Annotated in this window: 6 protein-coding genes; 3 read left to right on the top strand and 3 right to left on the bottom strand. The window is 39.6% G+C overall.

Annotation, left to right across the window (positions count from 1 at the left end):
- Window positions 1-13: 13 nt before the first annotated feature.
- The 3 genes from AACU25_RS34560 to AACU25_RS34550 are packed head-to-tail and all read right to left on the bottom strand — an operon-like array spanning window position 14 to window position 14045.
- Window positions 14-6340 carry a DEAD/DEAH box helicase gene (locus tag AACU25_RS34560; protein ID WP_096584564.1) on the bottom strand — a complete coding sequence of 2109 codons (6327 nt, stop codon included), beginning with the start codon at window positions 6338-6340 and terminating at the stop codon, window positions 14-16.
- Entirely contained in the window at window positions 6337-11181 is a 4845-nt protein-coding gene (locus AACU25_RS34555; RefSeq protein WP_096584562.1) for an Eco57I restriction-modification methylase domain-containing protein, read from the bottom strand. The genes AACU25_RS34560 and AACU25_RS34555 overlap by 4 nt, the downstream gene beginning before the upstream one ends.
- Window positions 11178-14045 (bottom strand): DEAD/DEAH box helicase, encoded by a 2868-nt coding sequence (locus AACU25_RS34550; RefSeq protein WP_096584559.1) that lies wholly within the window; start codon window positions 14043-14045, stop codon window positions 11178-11180. The genes AACU25_RS34555 and AACU25_RS34550 overlap by 4 nt, the downstream gene beginning before the upstream one ends.
- Before the next feature lie 394 nt (window positions 14046-14439).
- Between AACU25_RS34550 and AACU25_RS34545 the strand changes: the two genes are divergently transcribed.
- The 3 genes from AACU25_RS34545 to AACU25_RS34535 all read left to right on the top strand — a co-directional run bounded on the left by AACU25_RS34545 (window position 14440) and on the right by AACU25_RS34535 (window position 17699).
- Window positions 14440-15837, top strand: a complete 1398-nt coding sequence (locus AACU25_RS34545; protein WP_190445589.1) for an Ig-like domain-containing protein — start codon at window positions 14440-14442, stop codon at window positions 15835-15837.
- A 61-nt stretch (window positions 15838-15898) separates the two neighbouring features.
- The gene (locus tag AACU25_RS34540) at window positions 15899-16201 is read left to right on the top strand and encodes a hypothetical protein (RefSeq protein ID WP_096584555.1); all 303 of its coding nucleotides are present in this window, start codon (window positions 15899-15901) and stop codon (window positions 16199-16201) included.
- A gap of 22 nt (window positions 16202-16223) precedes the next feature.
- Window positions 16224-17699, top strand: a complete 1476-nt coding sequence (locus AACU25_RS34535; protein WP_096584552.1) for an ABC transporter ATP-binding protein/permease — start codon at window positions 16224-16226, stop codon at window positions 17697-17699.
- Window positions 17700-17872 lie beyond the last annotated feature (173 nt).

The following is a 17872-nucleotide window of genomic DNA, read 5'->3' as shown; positions in this document are numbered from 1 at the left end:
TCCTATCGCATTATTAATTAATATATTGGCTATAAAATGTTTCTGGATCAGCCATAACTTCACTAATAGTAGCTACTTGCCATCCTGCTGCTTTAAATAGCATTAAAGTATTATCTGCTGTAATCAAAACAGCACATTTACGTTTTGTCCAAGCTAACTCAGCCTCAGCAATTACAACTTCATTACTATCCATTAACTCATAACCAACTTCTGGTAAATCCCAGTTATGTTCTTGCATATAGTGCAACAGTTCTAATGTTGTCTCATCAAAAACTAGTTCCTCTAGTTTTTGCCAAGCTGCTACATTATGTTTAACCGTCGGTTGAGATTGAGCCTGATTTGCTTTGGGAGGTACTAATGCAGAATTTAAACCATTGTCGTTACCTTGAGCCGTCACAACATAACTATGGTCAAGAAATTGTAATATGTTGAAATAACGTAGAACTCCTATCCATAATTTTTGCAATTCTTTTTCATTCTCTATTGCTTTATCATCTAAATAAATAGTGACAAACGAGCCAGTACTATCTAGAGTTAAATGACGTTTACCATCTACTGAGATATAAATTTTGACTAAGTTTTTATCGTCATTTATTGCCCCAGAAACTAAACCTAACATTTTTCCAGTTTCTATGGGTTTAAACGCATCTACAACTGAAGAGTTGGTTTTCTTTAATACTGCATTAACCCAAGATAGACGAGCATCCTGCTGGCTAAAACGAGCATTATCAAATTGAGCAGAAGTTCTCATCAGAGCAAAATTTTTCCATAAATCTCTATTTGGATTAACCAGGAAATTAACCAGCCAAATAAAACTGTTTTTTTGAGCAATCAGTCGTAATTCTACACATTTATATTTTTCGTAAAATGTACCTTCCTTAGCCTTAAATTGCTGACTATTACCAAGTTCTAAAAGGTCAACATAAACATCATTTTGCTTGTTTGAGAACTGCGATTCTACATCAGTCCAAGTTAAAGACCAAACGTGATACTCGTTGCTCTTAGCAATTGCCATACGTTGAAGAAAATCTTCGGCAATGCGGTGAGCATGGTATTGCCAACCGTCGGTAAATATGACTATCGGTTTAATCGCTGTTGTATTTTTAGCAGGATAAAAAACAAAATCTGCTCTGCTATTAACTTCAATTCCTTCGTTTCTGCCAAGTTCTACCTGTGGTTCAACGTTCCAATCTTGATTAGCAATTCTAATAAAATAACCAGCTTTACCATTAACTATTTCTTTACGAACGATTGTTGGTTCGTTATTATGACGGTAGCGTCTTAGTGCTTCAATAAAACGTAATTCAAGAATACTATCAAATAAAGCATTGAGTTTAACTTGAGAAAGCCCTCCTTGAGTTTCAGTTAATTGCAGACGACGGTTAACAATCATATTAAGTAAATCAATCGCTGTCTTACGGCTAGTTTGATCTCGGTCAAAACTATTACGATAACCGTACAAGCAGTTATAACAGCCATCATTACAATCGCAAGCACGTAAAATAACTAATGCTTGTTCAAACACAGAGAAAAAGTTATTTGGATCTCGTAGTAATTCGCGTAGATATCCCGTTCCACCAGGAATGGTGTCGTATAAAAATAGAAAAGGTTTGCGTAGCAAGCTAGGTGTATTTTCTTGCGGTTCGTGACTAATAAGGGTTCTGAGGTGGTCTACTTTACCCTTAAAGTATTGTTTTAACCCTAGTTGCAAGGCGGCAATAAATGAATGTAATTTTTTATCAGAAGTTAAGGTATCTACAGGTAGTAAGATTCTGATTGCTTCCGATTCAAATTGTCTAAACAAGTACAAGATATCAGTAAAATCATTTTCATTGCTATTTTCACGTCTAGAACAAGTCAAGGCGTGTTCTGGTTTTTCTGGATCAGTTTGAACTTTACCGCAATGGCGACAAATTTGAAAACCAGGACGGGGACGGTTAATTCCAGCAACTTCAAAATTTTCAGATTGGGAATTACCCTCCCCAAAATTGACTTCTCGAAAGGTGACTCGTGAAATAAATTCAAAACCAAAGGGAAATTCATCATCTTTAATTACAAAAGTCTTTTCCCGTGCTTCCGGTTCAAAATCTACCAACATTTGTTGAGTGAAAAAGGCTGGTTGGCGCTCATCTTTGTCATCACCAATACGGCTTTCTCTGGCGTTAGTAGTTGCTATAACTTGGCGTAAACGAATCATTTTGCGCTTACGTCCTGCATCTGACCACATTCTGTCCCCACAGCGTGGACAAGCTGGTTCTTTAGCTGCATCTAAAATAGTGAGAGCAGCATAGGAACAGTTTCTACATAAGCGCCACTCTTCAATTTGGGAAATATTTAAGTCGATTTGGTCTATTTTGACGCGGTTTCCCTCGGCATAAAATACACCAGAAGGAGCAAGTTCCCGCAAGGCGATCGCACCAGGGCGTTCGTACTCAAAGGTAAAGGTTTCGTATTTGCCAGATGCACCATCTCCTTTGATATTCTTTTGTCGCCAAATAATTGACTTGAGCATTACACCTGGTTCAGGGAAAGCATAGTTAGGTAGCAACCCTTCATCAGTAAAGAAGTTGAGGGTATTTTTATCGCTGATATTTTTCACTAACTCCATCAACCCCCCCCGTTCGCGGTGGAGTTCCGCTAGTTCTTCTTCATGATTTTGACTCTTAGCAGCTTTTTCCTTATCTTTAATACGTCGCCGTAAGGTATCACTTTGGTTTTTTAAGCGTCGGCGTTCTTCCACTACTTCCTGCAAGCGGTTGACAATGCGCCAACGCAATCCCCCTTCATCGTTTTCGCCTTTCTCAATAAATATTCTTAACTGTTCGGCGCTACGGTGGGATATTTGATTTTGGAAGAGATCGAGAAAATCTTGCAGTAGTTCTAACTGTTGATTTTCAATAAAATTTAGCCATGTATAAGGAAAGCGAGTTAAATCGCGTTGCTGGACGCTATCTAAAACAGTGCCAAATCGTTCGGGTAGTTGGTCTGGGGTGATACCTTGGGATACCCAACGGTCGAGACAGTAAGCAGTGAGTTGGCGTTGTAAAATCGCTGAAGCATCGAGGTAAGAACCGGGAGTATCTACCCCACCTGCAATCATTAACATGGGGTCAGCCCAGAAATATAAATCGTGGGGAGTACCGTTAGCGATCGCAGCGATAAAAGCATTACCATCTCGACGGCCTGCACGACCAATACGCTGTTGGTAATTGGCTTGGGCTGGAGGAACGGAACACAATAAAACAGAAGAAAGCGTACCAATATCAATCCCCATTTCCAGGGTTGAAGTAGCAGACAGAAGATTGGGGTCGTAACGGTGGCGACCTGTGATAAAGCGATTTTCTAATTCTTCGCGGACATCTCTTTCTAATAGTCCGGTGTGTTCTCTGGCAAAAATGCGCCACACTCGACCTTTAGAATACAAGTGGCGGTAAAAATCGCGGGTTTTTCGTTCCGATGGTTGATATTTCCCCGTACACTTCGGACGCATACAAGGTGTATCTGTCCATAACGTCAATTCTTGTGGAGAAGAGGTAATGCTGTGTCCGCATTTATCGCATTCAAGGTGATGTGCTGTAATATCCAAATACAATGCTGTTTGTTCGATACCCCAGACTTTTGCGCCGTTACGTGTTTCCCTGACTCCAAAAATCTCATGAGACACCAGTTGATTTAAAACTAGGTTGTAAAGGGTTTCTACCTGGGCGACAATTAGTGGAGTGTAGCTAGAAAACAATTTAAAAGCCCAATTCTCACACCAAGTTATTTTCCCTGATGGTCGGACTAAGGCTTCAAAACGAGGAAAATTACCATTTTGGACAAAGTAAACGGGTGTAAGTGAGGATGGGCCAAATCCAGGCATAAATAAGGGTTGCTGCAACCGGAACGTTTGACCACCACTTTCAATATAATTTTCTGTTACCGAATGCAAAATACCGCCCTGTAGCCGCAGATGGTAAATTAACCCCAACAGAAAACGGTGCAGGGTTTGCTGATCGAGATTTTCTAGTCCGCCAATTTCGTTGCGAATTCGTTCGAGTAAGTTTAAACAAGCAAGATTGAGTAAATTACTATCAAGATAGATTGCACAGGTGTCAGTGCGTTCTAATGAAGCACCCAAATTTGTCCGCAAGCCAATTTCTGCAATTACTTCCCAATCAAGTCGTTTATTAATCAGGTCAACAAGGCTGGGTTTTGCTGTTCCTGCTTGTTGTAATTCTTCCCATTCCCGCAACCATTCCAAATCTGAAGGCATAAACGTGGCAATATAATCGCCATCGCCACCAATTTCATTACGCCAATGTTGAGAAAAGTCAGCCCGAATATCCGCTAAATTCCATCCTTTGGCTTTATTATCAAGATGCTGGCGTAAGGCACTTCTTAAGGTTGTGCGGAAGGTACGAGTTTCAAAAAAGCCTGCACGGTGCGCTGCATCTTGTACGGAGTCAGAAAAAGTAATTAGTTTGTGGTCATCATTGTAAGCTGATGAGAATAATGTACCAATTGCGGCACTAGCTAAACTCGCAGCGCGAGAACCGAGAATTGCTAAACCATCTTTACTACCGCAGAAGGGGCAATCATGGTTAGAAACGCGCCGGGGATTACCATTTTTGGTTTTTATCGTGCGAACGATCGCATCTTGGTCTGGTTCAATAACTGAAATAAATTCTTCGCTGGCGCACTTAGAACAACGATGAGCATCTGTGCGGTTAAGGGTTAGGCATTCTTTGCAAAGCTTCCAAGATAACCAACCTCTATCATTATCTGGATTGCGATGGGGGAAAATGTAGGTAATTAATGGGTCGTTTGCGAAGTACGCTTTATAAAAATCTCGTAGGTCACAAGCTATTTTATGGTTTGTTACTTGTTGCCTTAATCCTCCCCATCCCGTACTACCGCAGTCTCGACAGTGTATCACTGGCAGAACACGCTCTTTTTCTTCTGATGCTTGGTCATCAGCAAATACTAATTCGGGTTGCTTCTCTACAGTTCCCACCATGCGGCGCAGTTCTCGCAGCCAAAATTGCAGACGAATATTCACCCAAGGGACAAGTGCAGTGTGCAATTGGCGGCGGGCGATCGCACACAAAGCAATTAAACTATCAAATAAAGCAGCTTGATAAATTGGGTCATCGCTATCTGGTAAGCGCATTTTTCGGCTGAGTTTTTGCCAAAGTTCAGGTAGGGCGATCGCTCCTTGGTCTAAAACTTTGAGTAAGTTGTGGACGATGGGCAGAGATTTCAAGCGATCGCCTAATTCAACCCGCCACTCGTTACTATTAAATTGTTCGGTAATTGCTGCTTCAAACCATAGCTGATATTGGGCGCAGATATATTCGTCGATAGTTTGGTAGTTGGCAGCTTTGAGAATGTCTAATTTATCTGGTTCGGGAATGGGGAGGGGATTAATGTAAGCATCAAAGAGAAATTCTCCACAAGTTAGCCTATCTTCTTCAACTAGGGCATTTTGGTCGAAGGGTTCGTCAAAAACAGTAGTTGCATAATTCAACATATCCCATTTATTACCACTACCACCCAAGGTTGCAGAAGTCCCGACACAAGCTAAATGACGTTCGGGAGTTTGCAATCTAGCTTTGAGGCGGCGGATTAAACAAGCTAAATCTGTTCCCTGTGCGCCATCAAAGGTGTGAATTTCATCAACTACCAAATAACGCAGGGTTTCTGGTGCATTTCCTGCCCATAATGGTTGGTCGCCAGGACGAATCAGCAGGTAGTCGAGCATTTTGTAGTTAGTCAACAAAATGTCGGGGGGACATTGGCGCAGAATATTTTTGTCAGTGATGATATGGTCTTCACCCATCATCGCCTTTGGATCTCGTTCTGATTCACCGACAAATAACCCAGCAGTTACCTTACCTTTTAATTTTGGGTTGTGCCAGATGAGACTTGCTAATCGCTTTGCTTGGTCGGTAGCAAGGGCGTTCATCGGATAAATTAGCAGTGCTTTAATACCCGGTTCGCTTTCATGCTGGTAGCAGTGATTGAGGATGGGTAACAAAAAACACTCTGTTTTTCCTGAACCTGTTCCTGTGGCGACAAGGGTTGATTGATAGTAAGGTGCTTTTAATCGAGCGAATGCTTGTTCCTGATGGCGGTGTGGGGGAAATGCCATTGGCACGTCGGGGAAATAGTCTGCACCTGTAGAACCGGGGCGGAATGGCAAACCCACAGACAGGTAAGGGCCTTTAAATACAGCTTCCGGTGTTGCTAAGAAGCGTTGCATCAGCCCTTCAAAACCAGGGGATGCAGGGCGAAATTCAGTTTTGAGGAAGTCTTCAATGCTGGCGCGAACTTCTGAGGCGACTACTGACGGTATCATAATTTAACCTCCTGTTCGGCAAATCTTTTCTCAAATGCCTCCCAAGCAATACGGTAGTCTTCCTCTCTGTCGCAACGGTCGAAGGGGGCTTCATAGATAATGGTGCGTTCGATGGGGCCACCTGGCATGGTGTCATCTATGACTTTGCGTTCGACTGTACCTGTTTTCATGTCTTTGATGTCTTCCCATCCCTGTTCGCTTTTTTTACCTTTGCGGGGGAAGCCAACACCTACAAGTCCTTTGCTAATGGTAAATACAATGCGCCCATTTTGGTCGTACCAAGTATCTTTTTCGTATTGGCGCATAACGGGGAATTGGACGCGGTAAATTGTGATTAGTTCGTCTAGGGTTAGCCCTAATGCCATTGCTGCAAGTACGTCGATTTCGACTAGGGCTTGACGGCGTTCGTAGTCGGTGCGGAGGGCGACGTTGCGTTGCCAGTGGGCGGTTAGGTTTTTGAAGAAGTCGTTGTTGAGACGGGGGTCAATTTTTGTCCAGGTGTCTTGATTGAATTCAAGGCTGTATAGGCTTTCCCAAAGTTCAGTGTAATTGGTAGTAATACAAGTTAATAATAAACATCGTAAAGCAATTTGCTTTGATTCAATGTAAGGAAATGTTTCCAGATGAGAACCATATAAATCAGATTTTCCTGTACTTTTTAAGTAAAAGTCATATATAAGAGAAAAACAAAAACCAGCAAAATTAACTAATCTGCTATTTCCTTTAATAGCCGTGCTAATTATAGTGTTTATATGTGCTGTATAAATAGAAATAATAGCACAAATTAATGTTCTTTCACCAGATTGGCTTAATTGCCTTCTATGAACAAAACGATAATAATCTGTAACTTTTTTAATCTGTTTGTCTCCATCTTCATTTTCTATCCAAGGTATGTTAGGAATATGCTGCTGATATTGATTGAAATTACCAACAGGGATATAATTAGTACGAGGTAAATATTTGTCAGAAATATTTGTTAAATCAACGACATCATAATGTCCATTTGCTGTACAAATAGCTCGTGGTGTTTTATTAAAAGGATTTCCTACATAAAAATGTGGGCCGGAGAGAATAGATTGATCTACAGATTCAGGAAAACAAGTCTTTCGCTGAATTGTTCCATCCTTTTGAGAGTTAGTCTCATGCCACATTTCAAGTGAAAAATACTCTCTTTCTAAATCTGCTAATCGTCGAGTTTGTGAAGCAAATTTTTCCAATACACTCAAAAGTTGTTGAGAATGTAATGCTGGTAATCTTGCTTGTAATGGAGGAGTGTTTTCTGAGTCGTAAAGATTAGAGAACAAGTCTAGTATTTCTTCAGTTACATGAATAATTCTTTTTGCATGACCTTCAATACACCATTTATTTTCATCATTTTTAATGCCTGGTACTTTTCCCTGCCCATCATGTTCAAAACAAGTATCTACGGTAGATGGATTAAATAAATTATTGAGATTTTTAAAAGATATTTTTGTAGATTTACTATTTTTATATATATGCGTACCAAAACGCATTCTTCCATGATCGTTAGTTCCTACAAATAGTTGAAATTCATTTTGAAACTGGCAGTGTAACACTAAACGTGGATATATTTCTTCTCTCAGTTTTCCCCCTTTTGGGTCATCATATATTCCTTCTGGATGAACAAATCCAGAAAAACCTTGAGGATTACCCATTGTCCAGCTTTGAGGAATAAAACATTTATACAAATTGCTTTGAATTCCTTTTAACATAGGGTAATTCTGATAAGCATTCAGAAAATTTTGCGTTCCTTCAAAAACTTCATATTCATTAAAATAGATTAACTTGAGTTGAGTATATTTAACTAATGTCTCTTCTCTCAACGTAGTCAATTGGCTGGCTGAAAAATTGCGTAATTCAAATAAAGGTTCAACATCACCTAATACGCCTCCTTCTTGCCATTCCACCTTAATCCACGGAGGATTCCCCAAAAATAAATCAAAACCACCATTATCTGCAAAAATGTCTGCAAATTCCAATTCCCAATGAAAAAAGCGCTTTTCTTCCGCAATTTTCGCAACTAACCCCAACCTGGGAAACCGTTCCGCCAACTTTGCAACATTGACAAACTTATAATCATCAACAAACTTTTGCACTTCATTTTGTATTGCAGTCTCAGGAAATAAAGGTAACTCTGGTTCGGGTTCAAACGTCATTTCTGTTTCACCCAAAATTACGGCCAATTCCATAAAATACTCATACCTTGACGGCAATAAATCAGCCTTTTCAATTTGCCAAAACCACAACGCACACCAATAGTCCATGACAAATTTTAACCGTCGGTAAGAGCTAGAATTACCTACACCTTCAGATAATTTCTCTTGCGCTAAAATCTTATCTTTTATTTCCAAACTACTGCTTTGATGTGCATCTTCTTCATAACCAAAAATACTCAACGGGTCAGTAGTACGTTGTCGCATCATCCGCAATTCATTAGTGTGACGTTGCCAAAGTTCATCTATGCGTTGAGATAATGTTACTAAACGGTCAACATCAAAATCTTCATAAGTGGCTTTACAAAATTCTTTACGCCAATTATTAATAGTTTCAATTTCGTTTGGTGCTAGAGATTTGATAACTTTATCCGTATAATTGGCCATTCCTGGGTCGGGTAACAAAAAGTGAAACACCATCCCATCAGGTAACTTATCCCCTACCATTACCCGTTGGGGTTCATGGTCAAACCAGTATGGTTGTTTCTTCTTCCGGGGAATTAACGTAGTGCTGTACACCTGACGACGCGCACCAATTAGCGAATTACCACAGTGCAATTGCATCCCAAACCAAGGTACAAAAGCCTTTCTATTTTCTGGTTTGTAAATACAGTTCAACCACAGGGACACCTCTGCTAACTCCACAGCAACCGGGTTTAAGTCAATCCCAAATACGTTGCGGTCAGCCAAAAACATTTTGACTTTCTGCTTTTCCTGTAAATACTCGTCGTGGGGAATGCGTTTATTTAACTCGTCTTGCTTTAACTCCAGATATTTCTCTGCTAACTGGTTAACAGCTTCATTCAAAAATGCTGCACTCCCCATCGCAGGTTCGCAAATTTTCAACTTGAGAATATCATCTGCTGTCTTATCCTTAAGCAATTCCTTCAACGCATACTTAACCAAACAGCGTGTTAGTGACTCTGGGGTATAATAAGAAGCAGAATTTTGGCGATCCCTTCCCGCTAACCGATAAATAAAACTACCTTTGGGGTACATTTTTGGCGTACCGTCAGCATTAAATACCCGTTCCGCCTTGGTGTAATTTTCTAAATCTTCCAACTTGACGAAGTAAGCAACATCTAATTCGTCATAGTTATTTTTTCCTCGTTTGGGAGTTTCTTCTACTTCTTCCTCGTCATCTTCTCCCGCAGAGGTTTTTGTTGTTTTTTCTGCACGCTGCACTTCATATAAACCAGTCTCAGGCTCAACAAAAAAGCCCCGAAAACACAGTAAAGATTCATACACAGCACCCAACTGGTTAATTCCCAATTGTGCATAGGAAATACGTCCCCGACGCTTACCTTTCCCTTCCCGCGATAGCGACATTAATTCAATTACTTCTCTTAGTACGCTGTTACGGAACTTGACACGATACACTAATTTAGTACGCTCTGGGTCAAATAAATGACTCTTTAGCGGTGCCAGTTCAAAAGTGTTATCATAAATTTTTTCTTCGGGTAAATACAGAGTTCCCACATTGCTTGGTGTATACCCTTTCCAAATTAAGTCAAATAGTTTGCGAAGAGAAGCATTAATAAAATAACCGTTTTTATCTTCTTCTGTCCGCAATTCTACTTGCTCTAGTTCCCGCAGCGATTCTAAACTGTAACCTTCCCGATAAATTTCAGCATTCATCGGTGCATAACCCAAATCTCGCCGTGCTTCAATGTAAAAAAGGAACAGCAAGCGGTACATATAACGCAGACATTCAATTGATAATTGTCCCGCGTCTAATTGCCCAGAAAATACCCCTGTTTTTAGCTTATTTCTTACATACCAAACTGCTTCATTACCCAAAATTTCAATTGACTTTCTGAGGGCATATTTCAAATCATCGGAAACAGAGAAAGCATGACGGTGAGAATTTTCATCTAATTCATCAAGTAAAGCTGTACCCTCGCTAGGGCAGGTATGTTCTTTATGCAGTAATGTTGCAGTTGCTAATAAAGTATCTGATTCCTTACGTGAGAGAATTTCTGATAAATCAAACCGCAACAAGCGTGATGCGTTCCATTTGAAACGGTCAATCAGAATAATTTGATGAACGTTAGCAAGCAATAACCACCGGGGCGGCTCATCTTGAGAAAAAATATAATCAGAAATAATATCTTCTATCGTAATTTCAGACGAAATTAATTCTGCATTTATATCATCATTATCTTGTTCAGTAAATTGTGCTTTATTTAGACTTAAATCTAAAATATCAATAACTTCATCGCCTTCTGGTAAAGCTTCTATAATCCAGAGTAACGGCACTCCATTAGTTTTTTTAATTTCACACAATACGGGGAGTATTTGCCCTTCATCGAGAATACGTTGACTAGGTTCAATCTGATAACCTAAAACGCCAAAAAAATCAGACAACCATTGCTGTTGAAGAATTATACGTTCTGCAATATCTTTTTCTTTATTAAAATTATTTATCAATCTAAAATAAGGGGCAGCTAAACTTCCCAATAATTCAGGGGGAGATTTTGTTTCATTTTCAGCCGCAGCTTCTCGCCAGCGTTGAGCAATTCCCTTAATATCATCATTGAGGATAGCATCCAGGTAGTGATTTGAGTAAAACTCATTTTCATTAGTAATTCCTGTTAGTTTACTCATACCTTAGCTCCCTGTAAAACTGCAATGATTTTGATATATGGAGCAGGTTCGGTAGTCATGCTATCCTCTACCCAACGCCAATAATCATTAAAAATTTGCTCAATCCTTCGTTCTGCTTTTGATTTTTTCTCTTCTTTTAAAGGAGTACCGTCTGCAAAACGTAATGTTAGTTGCTCATAATGTTGACCTTTGAGTTTATTTAAACGATTCAATTGTTCCTGTAATTGAACATTAATTGAATCCTCAAAATTCTTACGTGCTTCTAGCATTTTCTTTTGCGCTTCTACAACCGCTATCTCACGTAAATTCAAAAGTTTTTCATCAGTAGGTAACATTTGATTGGGAATCGGCTCCTGCCCCAATCCAGTAAGCTGTAGCGTTTTCTCAAAATCTTCTATATGCTTAAACTTTTGATTTTGAAACACTACACTTACCCACTTATTGACTAGAGGTTGACCACGACGGTTAGGAATTATACCTGACATGACAAATATAACCTCATTGGCTTGTAACTGAGGTAAAACAATGACAGGTGCTTGATGCCTACCGAAAAGTGTTATCCCACGGTCATTTAACCAATCTATTACCGGATGCAGTTCCCAAAGATACTGAATCGAGGGCCAGCGTTCCTCAGATTTTCGTGATTCCTCTAGTTCGCGCATCACTTTATTGCGATCGCCAGACAAACGCAATGCTTGATTTGATGCAGGTTGAATTTCTCTTGGTAAACGCTCAAAACGCGATCGCAATTCATTGGGCATTGTTAACTCGATTAACAACTCTTCCTCCAAACTACGCAGCTGCAAAGGATTTTCCTCATTAACCGCACCCAACGCTGCTAAGGTGTAATGATAGTCATCGGGAAATAAACTTGGCATTTTCTGCATAGCAGCTTGTGCTTGGGGTTCCTCACTCACTTCTGGGTCATCGCTAAGTAAATCAGCAAACCAGTTATCCTCATCCTCTGTCTGCTCACCTGGTTGCAGGCGTGCGTCAAAAGTTTCTGCCGTTTCTCCCTGCTCAATTGCTTCGATAGCTGCGGCTGTCACCTCTACTTCCTTATCAGCATCAAACACTCCCATAAAAACAGAAGGGTCGCCAATATTTTTAATTGCTTGGTCGTCTTTCCTCACCAACACGCTAACAATGCGCTCTGCTTCATCAACTTTTTCGTTAGATGAACGAGTCAATAAATAGCGAATTTGTGGTTGTCGTTCCTGCCCATAACGGTCAACCCGCCCATTACGCTGTTGCAAGGCCATTAATGACCAAGGAATATCAAAGTGTATGAGACGGTGTGAAAAATAATGTAAATTAATCCCTTCCGATGCCACATCTGTAGCTACTACCAGCCGCAGCGGAGATTTTTCACTACCAAACTCTTCGATAATTTCCATCAAATCAACATCTGGCATTCCCCCATCAAGAGTAGCGATCGCTTCTTCTGTTAGCTGTAAATCGCGCTTTAAATTCTCCTTCAGAAAGCGCATCGTTTCCAAACGTTCCGTGAAAATTACAATCCGGTCTTTTGGATCTTTACCCTTCCAAGCAAAGCCTCCATCTTCTGCTGTGATAATTAGTTTTAGTAGTTTTTGATATTTTGAGAAATTTTGATCGTTGATGGTTACTAAAGCAGCTGCTAAAGCTTTCAATTCATCAATATCAGCACTAAAACGCCGATCACCAGTTTTTTCTACCCGATTGATGCGATTGCATACTGTCTCCAAACAAGCCATAGGGCTAGACAGCATAGCTTTTAGCAAAGTAGTTTTAAACAACTTACCTGTAGAAGCTTTCGCGTCAATCCCAGCTAATTTTAAGTTATCGAGAATTTCAAACGCTTTTTCTTCTTGGGGAGAAGCATTAGCTTCCACCGCTAAAACCTGTCGTTCTGGGAATTTTTTGAGAAGTTGCGCTACAACATCTTTTTTAAACCGCCGGACGTACAAATCTCGAATATCTTCCTTAGTGTAGTTCGACTCGTTGGCGATCGCCGTTGGGTCGAGCATATTCATCAAACTAGCAAAGCTTTCTGCGCGTCCATCATGTGGTGTGGCTGATAACATAATTAAACTATCGGAGCGGCTTGCTAAACGGTCAGCCAATTTAGAACGTAACGAAGCACTGCTACCACGTCCTCGACGAGCAACGTTGTGTGCCTCATCAATGACTATTACATCCCATTCAGCTTGCTCAATGTAAGTGCGGTATTCCCTGTCTTGCTTCAGGGTATCAACTGAGACAATAGCTTTATCGTAATAGTGGAAAGGATTATGATTGGTGGGAATACGAGAGCGAATGCGCTGAATACCCACAGAATCAAGACGTACTAGAGGAATAGTAAAACGCACCCAAAATTCTTTCTGGAACTGAGTCAGCATACTTTTGGTTGTAACAACCAAAATGCGTTTTGCTCGTCCCCGACGCATCAACTCAGCAACCAAAATTCCTGCTTCCAAAGTTTTCCCCAAGCCAACAGCATCTGCAATTAACAAACGCTGCCGCGGCATAGAAAGAGCTTTGAGCGTTGGATCTAATTGGTAAGGCAGCACATCCATTGCCGCTTCATGACCAATGTAAAGATTAGTATCAGTGGGAGCAGTTTGCCGCAGATGAGCTTCGAGAAAAAGCAGCGAATTCCTATAGCCAGGAGTATTATCGGATACTAAATTAGTATTTTTCGGGTCTAAAACCTCTAGGTCTTCTTCTAATTCTTTGACAAACCGTGCAGTGCGACCTTTAATAAAATCACTTACACCCACAACTTCTATTACCACAGAACCATTGGGTGTTCTTGAAGTGGATTTTACAAGCCATTCAGCATCTCTAGCAACAATCCGCGCACCAGGAGCAAGTGTTTCCATATCAGCCTAGTTTATTTAACCTAAACGTCGAAGTGATTGTATACCCCCGTCCTATACTTCTTGTTGTGCTGACTATTCTGAACAGGAAATTTCTTTTTACGGAGATTGCTTTGGTGCATGAGATTGAAAGAAGTTTTGACTGCGTAATATTATAGACACAAACTGTTGAATATGTTACAATTATTTACTTAAGTATTGAGAAATATAAAATCTGTAATTTTTGGTAACAGAAAATTCCCAGAAATAGATGAAATACAACAATCTGCGGAAGCTCACATCAACTCATCAGGAGACTTTTAGAGAAGCTTCAATAACCTCATGCCTGTGTTAACGATAGCTTCAAACTGGGCAGTATAAGAGAGCAAGCATAAACCACCTTACTATTGGAATGTTCATGAATGCTTTCCATACCAACTTAATAGAACTGGTCAAGCAACAGGATACGAAAACAACTGCTAAAAGTATTATTAAATTTTTATCACAGCATCTATTGCTAATTGTAGTTTTGCTGTGGACACCCTTAATCCTAATGCAGACTTGGAATGTGCAGCATTCTTGTTTTCCCTTAGTAAATTGGGCAGGTGATCGCTGCCCGATTGAAAGAGTAACTATCAGCCCTAGAGAGCTAAAGCTTAAAGTAGGGAGGTCGCGGCAACTTAAGGCTGATGTTCTAGTCAAAACTAACCTGACGAACACCAGCTCAGTAGACCGAGAAGTAAGATGGATTTCAAGTAATGAAAAGATTGCTACAGTTAATGCTCAAGGTCAAGTTTTTGCAGTTGCCCCTGGTGTAGTAAAGATTACAGGAGTTTCTAAAAAAGACAAAAGTAAAAGTGATACTTTTGACTTATTGGTAGAAGGCATCACTAATGTTGAAATTCAACCTAAGAGTCTTGTAATTGAGGTAGGAGAATCTCGAACATTAATACCCAAGGTTAATGGTTTTGGCAACTTTGAAACTGCTGTTAATTGGTCATCAGCTAACAAAGATATTGCAACTGTTGGTAATAGTGGTTTAGTTACAGCTATTGCACAAGGTGAAACTACTATTCAAGCAATTTCTAAACAAGATAGCCACAAATATGTAAATGCTAAACTGACTGTTTCTCATAATGTCATTATTGAACGAGTCATTATAAATAATAATGAGCCGCTCACTAACCTGAGAGTGGGAGAAATTAAAACAATAACAGCAATAGTTGAAGGCTTAGGAAGCAATAGTGAAGATATTACTTGGTCTTCTAGCAATTCAGATGTCACAATTGTTCTTGGACACGGGCATACAGCGCAATTAGAGGCAATGTCACCTGGTAGTGTAACTATTACAGCGACATCTAACCAAGATAATAGTAAAAAAGACCTGATTCACTTAGAGGTTTTGCCAGCTATCGTTAATTACATTACTGTTCAACCTCAACAACTTGAGCTTGACATTAATAGTACAGCTAAATTGTGTTCGACAGTTAAAGGTATAGGCTCGATTGATCAGACTATATATTGGTCTTCTAGCAATGACCAAATTGCAACTGTTAATAGCGATGGCTTTGTAACTGCGATATCGAAAGGCGAAGTACAAATCACTGCTACTTCAAAACAGAACTTTAACCAACGTGCAACTACTACAGTGAAAATTCCTAGAGGAATAAACTGGTTTGCTATTGGTGCTGGCTCAATTGTTACAGCTGGAGCAACTGTTATTGGCGTACCCTTACCAGCTGCCTTAGCTTTAGGTTCAGCAACAGCTACAGGAATACATAATTGGCAAGCAGTCATTCCATTTCCTTGTAGTTAGAGCATTAGTACTAACTTTTCCAGATTTCTAAAATTTTATGTAATATAGAGGCGCAATAATTATGAACTCTCAAAATAATTCAAATCAGAACTCACAATTAAGTTCTTTTATTTCAACGGATTTAATCAGAATTATTGTGATTTTAGCTTTTGCAGCTAGTGTTATCTATTTACTTAGCTCCCATTCTGATTGCTGGTTTAGTATTTCTTGCCAACCTGACATTCATAAAACTGGGTACGAACTTTCAACAATTCTTGTTGGATTTCTAACAACTATTTCTTTGACAGCAGTCTTTGGTACTCCTTTAGCTCCAGCAGCAGTTGTAGGCGTACTTGCCTGGTTTGCTCTGAGATTTTGGCTTTAAAAAGCTTTAAGGATAATTACTCATGAATATTGTTGAACTTAAGAATGTTACTAAGTCTTTTGAGGAAAGTGGGCAGAAACGCAAAATTCTAGATAATGTTAACCTGGCTATCCAAGCGGGTGAATTTATTATCCTCAAAGGTGAAATGGGAGCTGGAAAAACCACTTTAATTAACTTGATATTAGGTTTACAAATACCTGAATCAGGTACAGTTAGAGTTTTCGGTTATGCTCCAGAACAACCAGAATCTAAGCTTAAGCTCGGTTTGATGTTGCAAAAAACTAGAGCGCCAGGAAATCTAAAAGTTGAGGAAACGATAAATCTTATTCGCAGTTTTTATCCAAAATCATATTCTACAGCAGAATTATTAACTAGAAGCAAGTTAGAGCAGAAACGCTATAGCTGGGCTTCTTCTGATGAGTTAAGCGGAGGAGAGGAGCGATCGCTATATTTTGCGTTAGCAATTGCAGGAAACCCTGAATTTTTGATTTTAGACGAACCAACTACAGGTCTAGATCCTCATGCAAGAAGTAGGGTTTTACAGCAAATTCGAGATTTTGCAAATGAAGGAAAAACTATTCTCCTAGTTAGCCATATTGAATCAGATGCAGATGCAATATCGGACTTAGCAACTCGAACGTTAACACTTAGTCATGGAAAAATTCAGGAAGTTCGTACTGACAATTTTGAACAGCTTCAACAATCAATTTCAAAGTTTGGAGGAGCATACAGTCGCTCTGAACAACCAGTCGTCAAACCAAAGAATTTATTTTCTATGTTGCTTGGACAGACAAAGGTGGAGTTATTGAAATTAATTCGGCAACCTATAGTTCTGCTAAGTATGCTGGCACTATATAGTGTTGTGGCACTTTTCCCAAGAAATGATCCAAATGCTCTATTTTATATGACAGGTCTTGCAACTATCAACCTACTGATAGTTGCAATTCAGACACTTAGTATACAAATTGCAACTGAGCGAAAACAAGGGTGGGTAAAATTGCTCCGAGTTACTCCTTTACCAGCTTGGATATACCTAACCTCAAAGGTGATTATTGCTTTTATAGTCTCTTTTACAGGCATAATTTTAATGTTTAGCTTGGGGATATTCAAAGTTGGCATGAGCCAACCTTTTTTTGACTGGGTAATACTTTTCTTCAGCCTAATTTTAGGGATTGTTCCTTTTGCAATCTTTGGTTTTGTCATTGGTTATACAATGGATGCAAATAGTATTTCTCTAGTAAGTGCATTTCTTATTGGTCTGGCTGTGTTCAGTTCTGGTAGTATTCCATTACCTGGAATGCCAGAGTGGTTGCAAAATTTGATTCCCTTCTCACCGTTTTACCACTACGCTCAAATTGTAATGTGGGCAGGACATATACAGATAGCTGAATTTTACAATAACTATCTAGCTATACATCTAGAATGGTTAGTCTGGACTACTTGTGTTGCTAGTTTTTTAGCAATCTGGGCATATCAGCGCAATCGTGCAATCAGTTAATGCAGTATCAATAGACTATCTACCCGATAGATTACAGTAGATGATTTGAACATAATAATTTAACCAAGTGCTACCAAGTAAGCTATATGTGCAAATATTTTTATTTTGTCACTTACTTGACTATAATTTACTTCAGGTAGCGCTCAAATCTATCTTTCTTGGATCTTTAGTTG

Origin of the sequence: Tolypothrix tenuis PCC 7101 (genome assembly GCF_963874875.1) — a bacterium.
In the GTDB taxonomy this organism is placed as follows: domain Bacteria; phylum Cyanobacteriota; class Cyanobacteriia; order Cyanobacteriales; family Nostocaceae; genus Aulosira; species Aulosira tenue.
Note: the sequence above shows the minus strand (reverse complement) of the source record. Positions and strands in the feature narration are given on the sequence as shown.

Excerpts from the sequence above, each read along its gene's own strand:
- AACU25_RS34560 (WP_096584564.1), bottom strand. The coding sequence starts at position 6,340 with ATGATACCGTCAGTAGTCGCCTCAGAAGTTCGCGCCAGCATTGAAGAC.
- AACU25_RS34555 (WP_096584562.1), bottom strand. The coding sequence starts at position 11,181 with ATGAGTAAACTAACAGGAATTACTAATGAAAATGAGTTTTACTCAAAT.
- AACU25_RS34550 (WP_096584559.1), bottom strand. The coding sequence starts at position 14,045 with ATGGAAACACTTGCTCCTGGTGCGCGGATTGTTGCTAGAGATGCTGAA.
- AACU25_RS34545 (WP_190445589.1), top strand. The coding sequence starts at position 14,440 with ATGAATGCTTTCCATACCAACTTAATAGAACTGGTCAAGCAACAGGAT.
- AACU25_RS34540 (WP_096584555.1), top strand. The coding sequence starts at position 15,899 with ATGAACTCTCAAAATAATTCAAATCAGAACTCACAATTAAGTTCTTTT.
- AACU25_RS34535 (WP_096584552.1), top strand. The coding sequence starts at position 16,224 with ATGAATATTGTTGAACTTAAGAATGTTACTAAGTCTTTTGAGGAAAGT.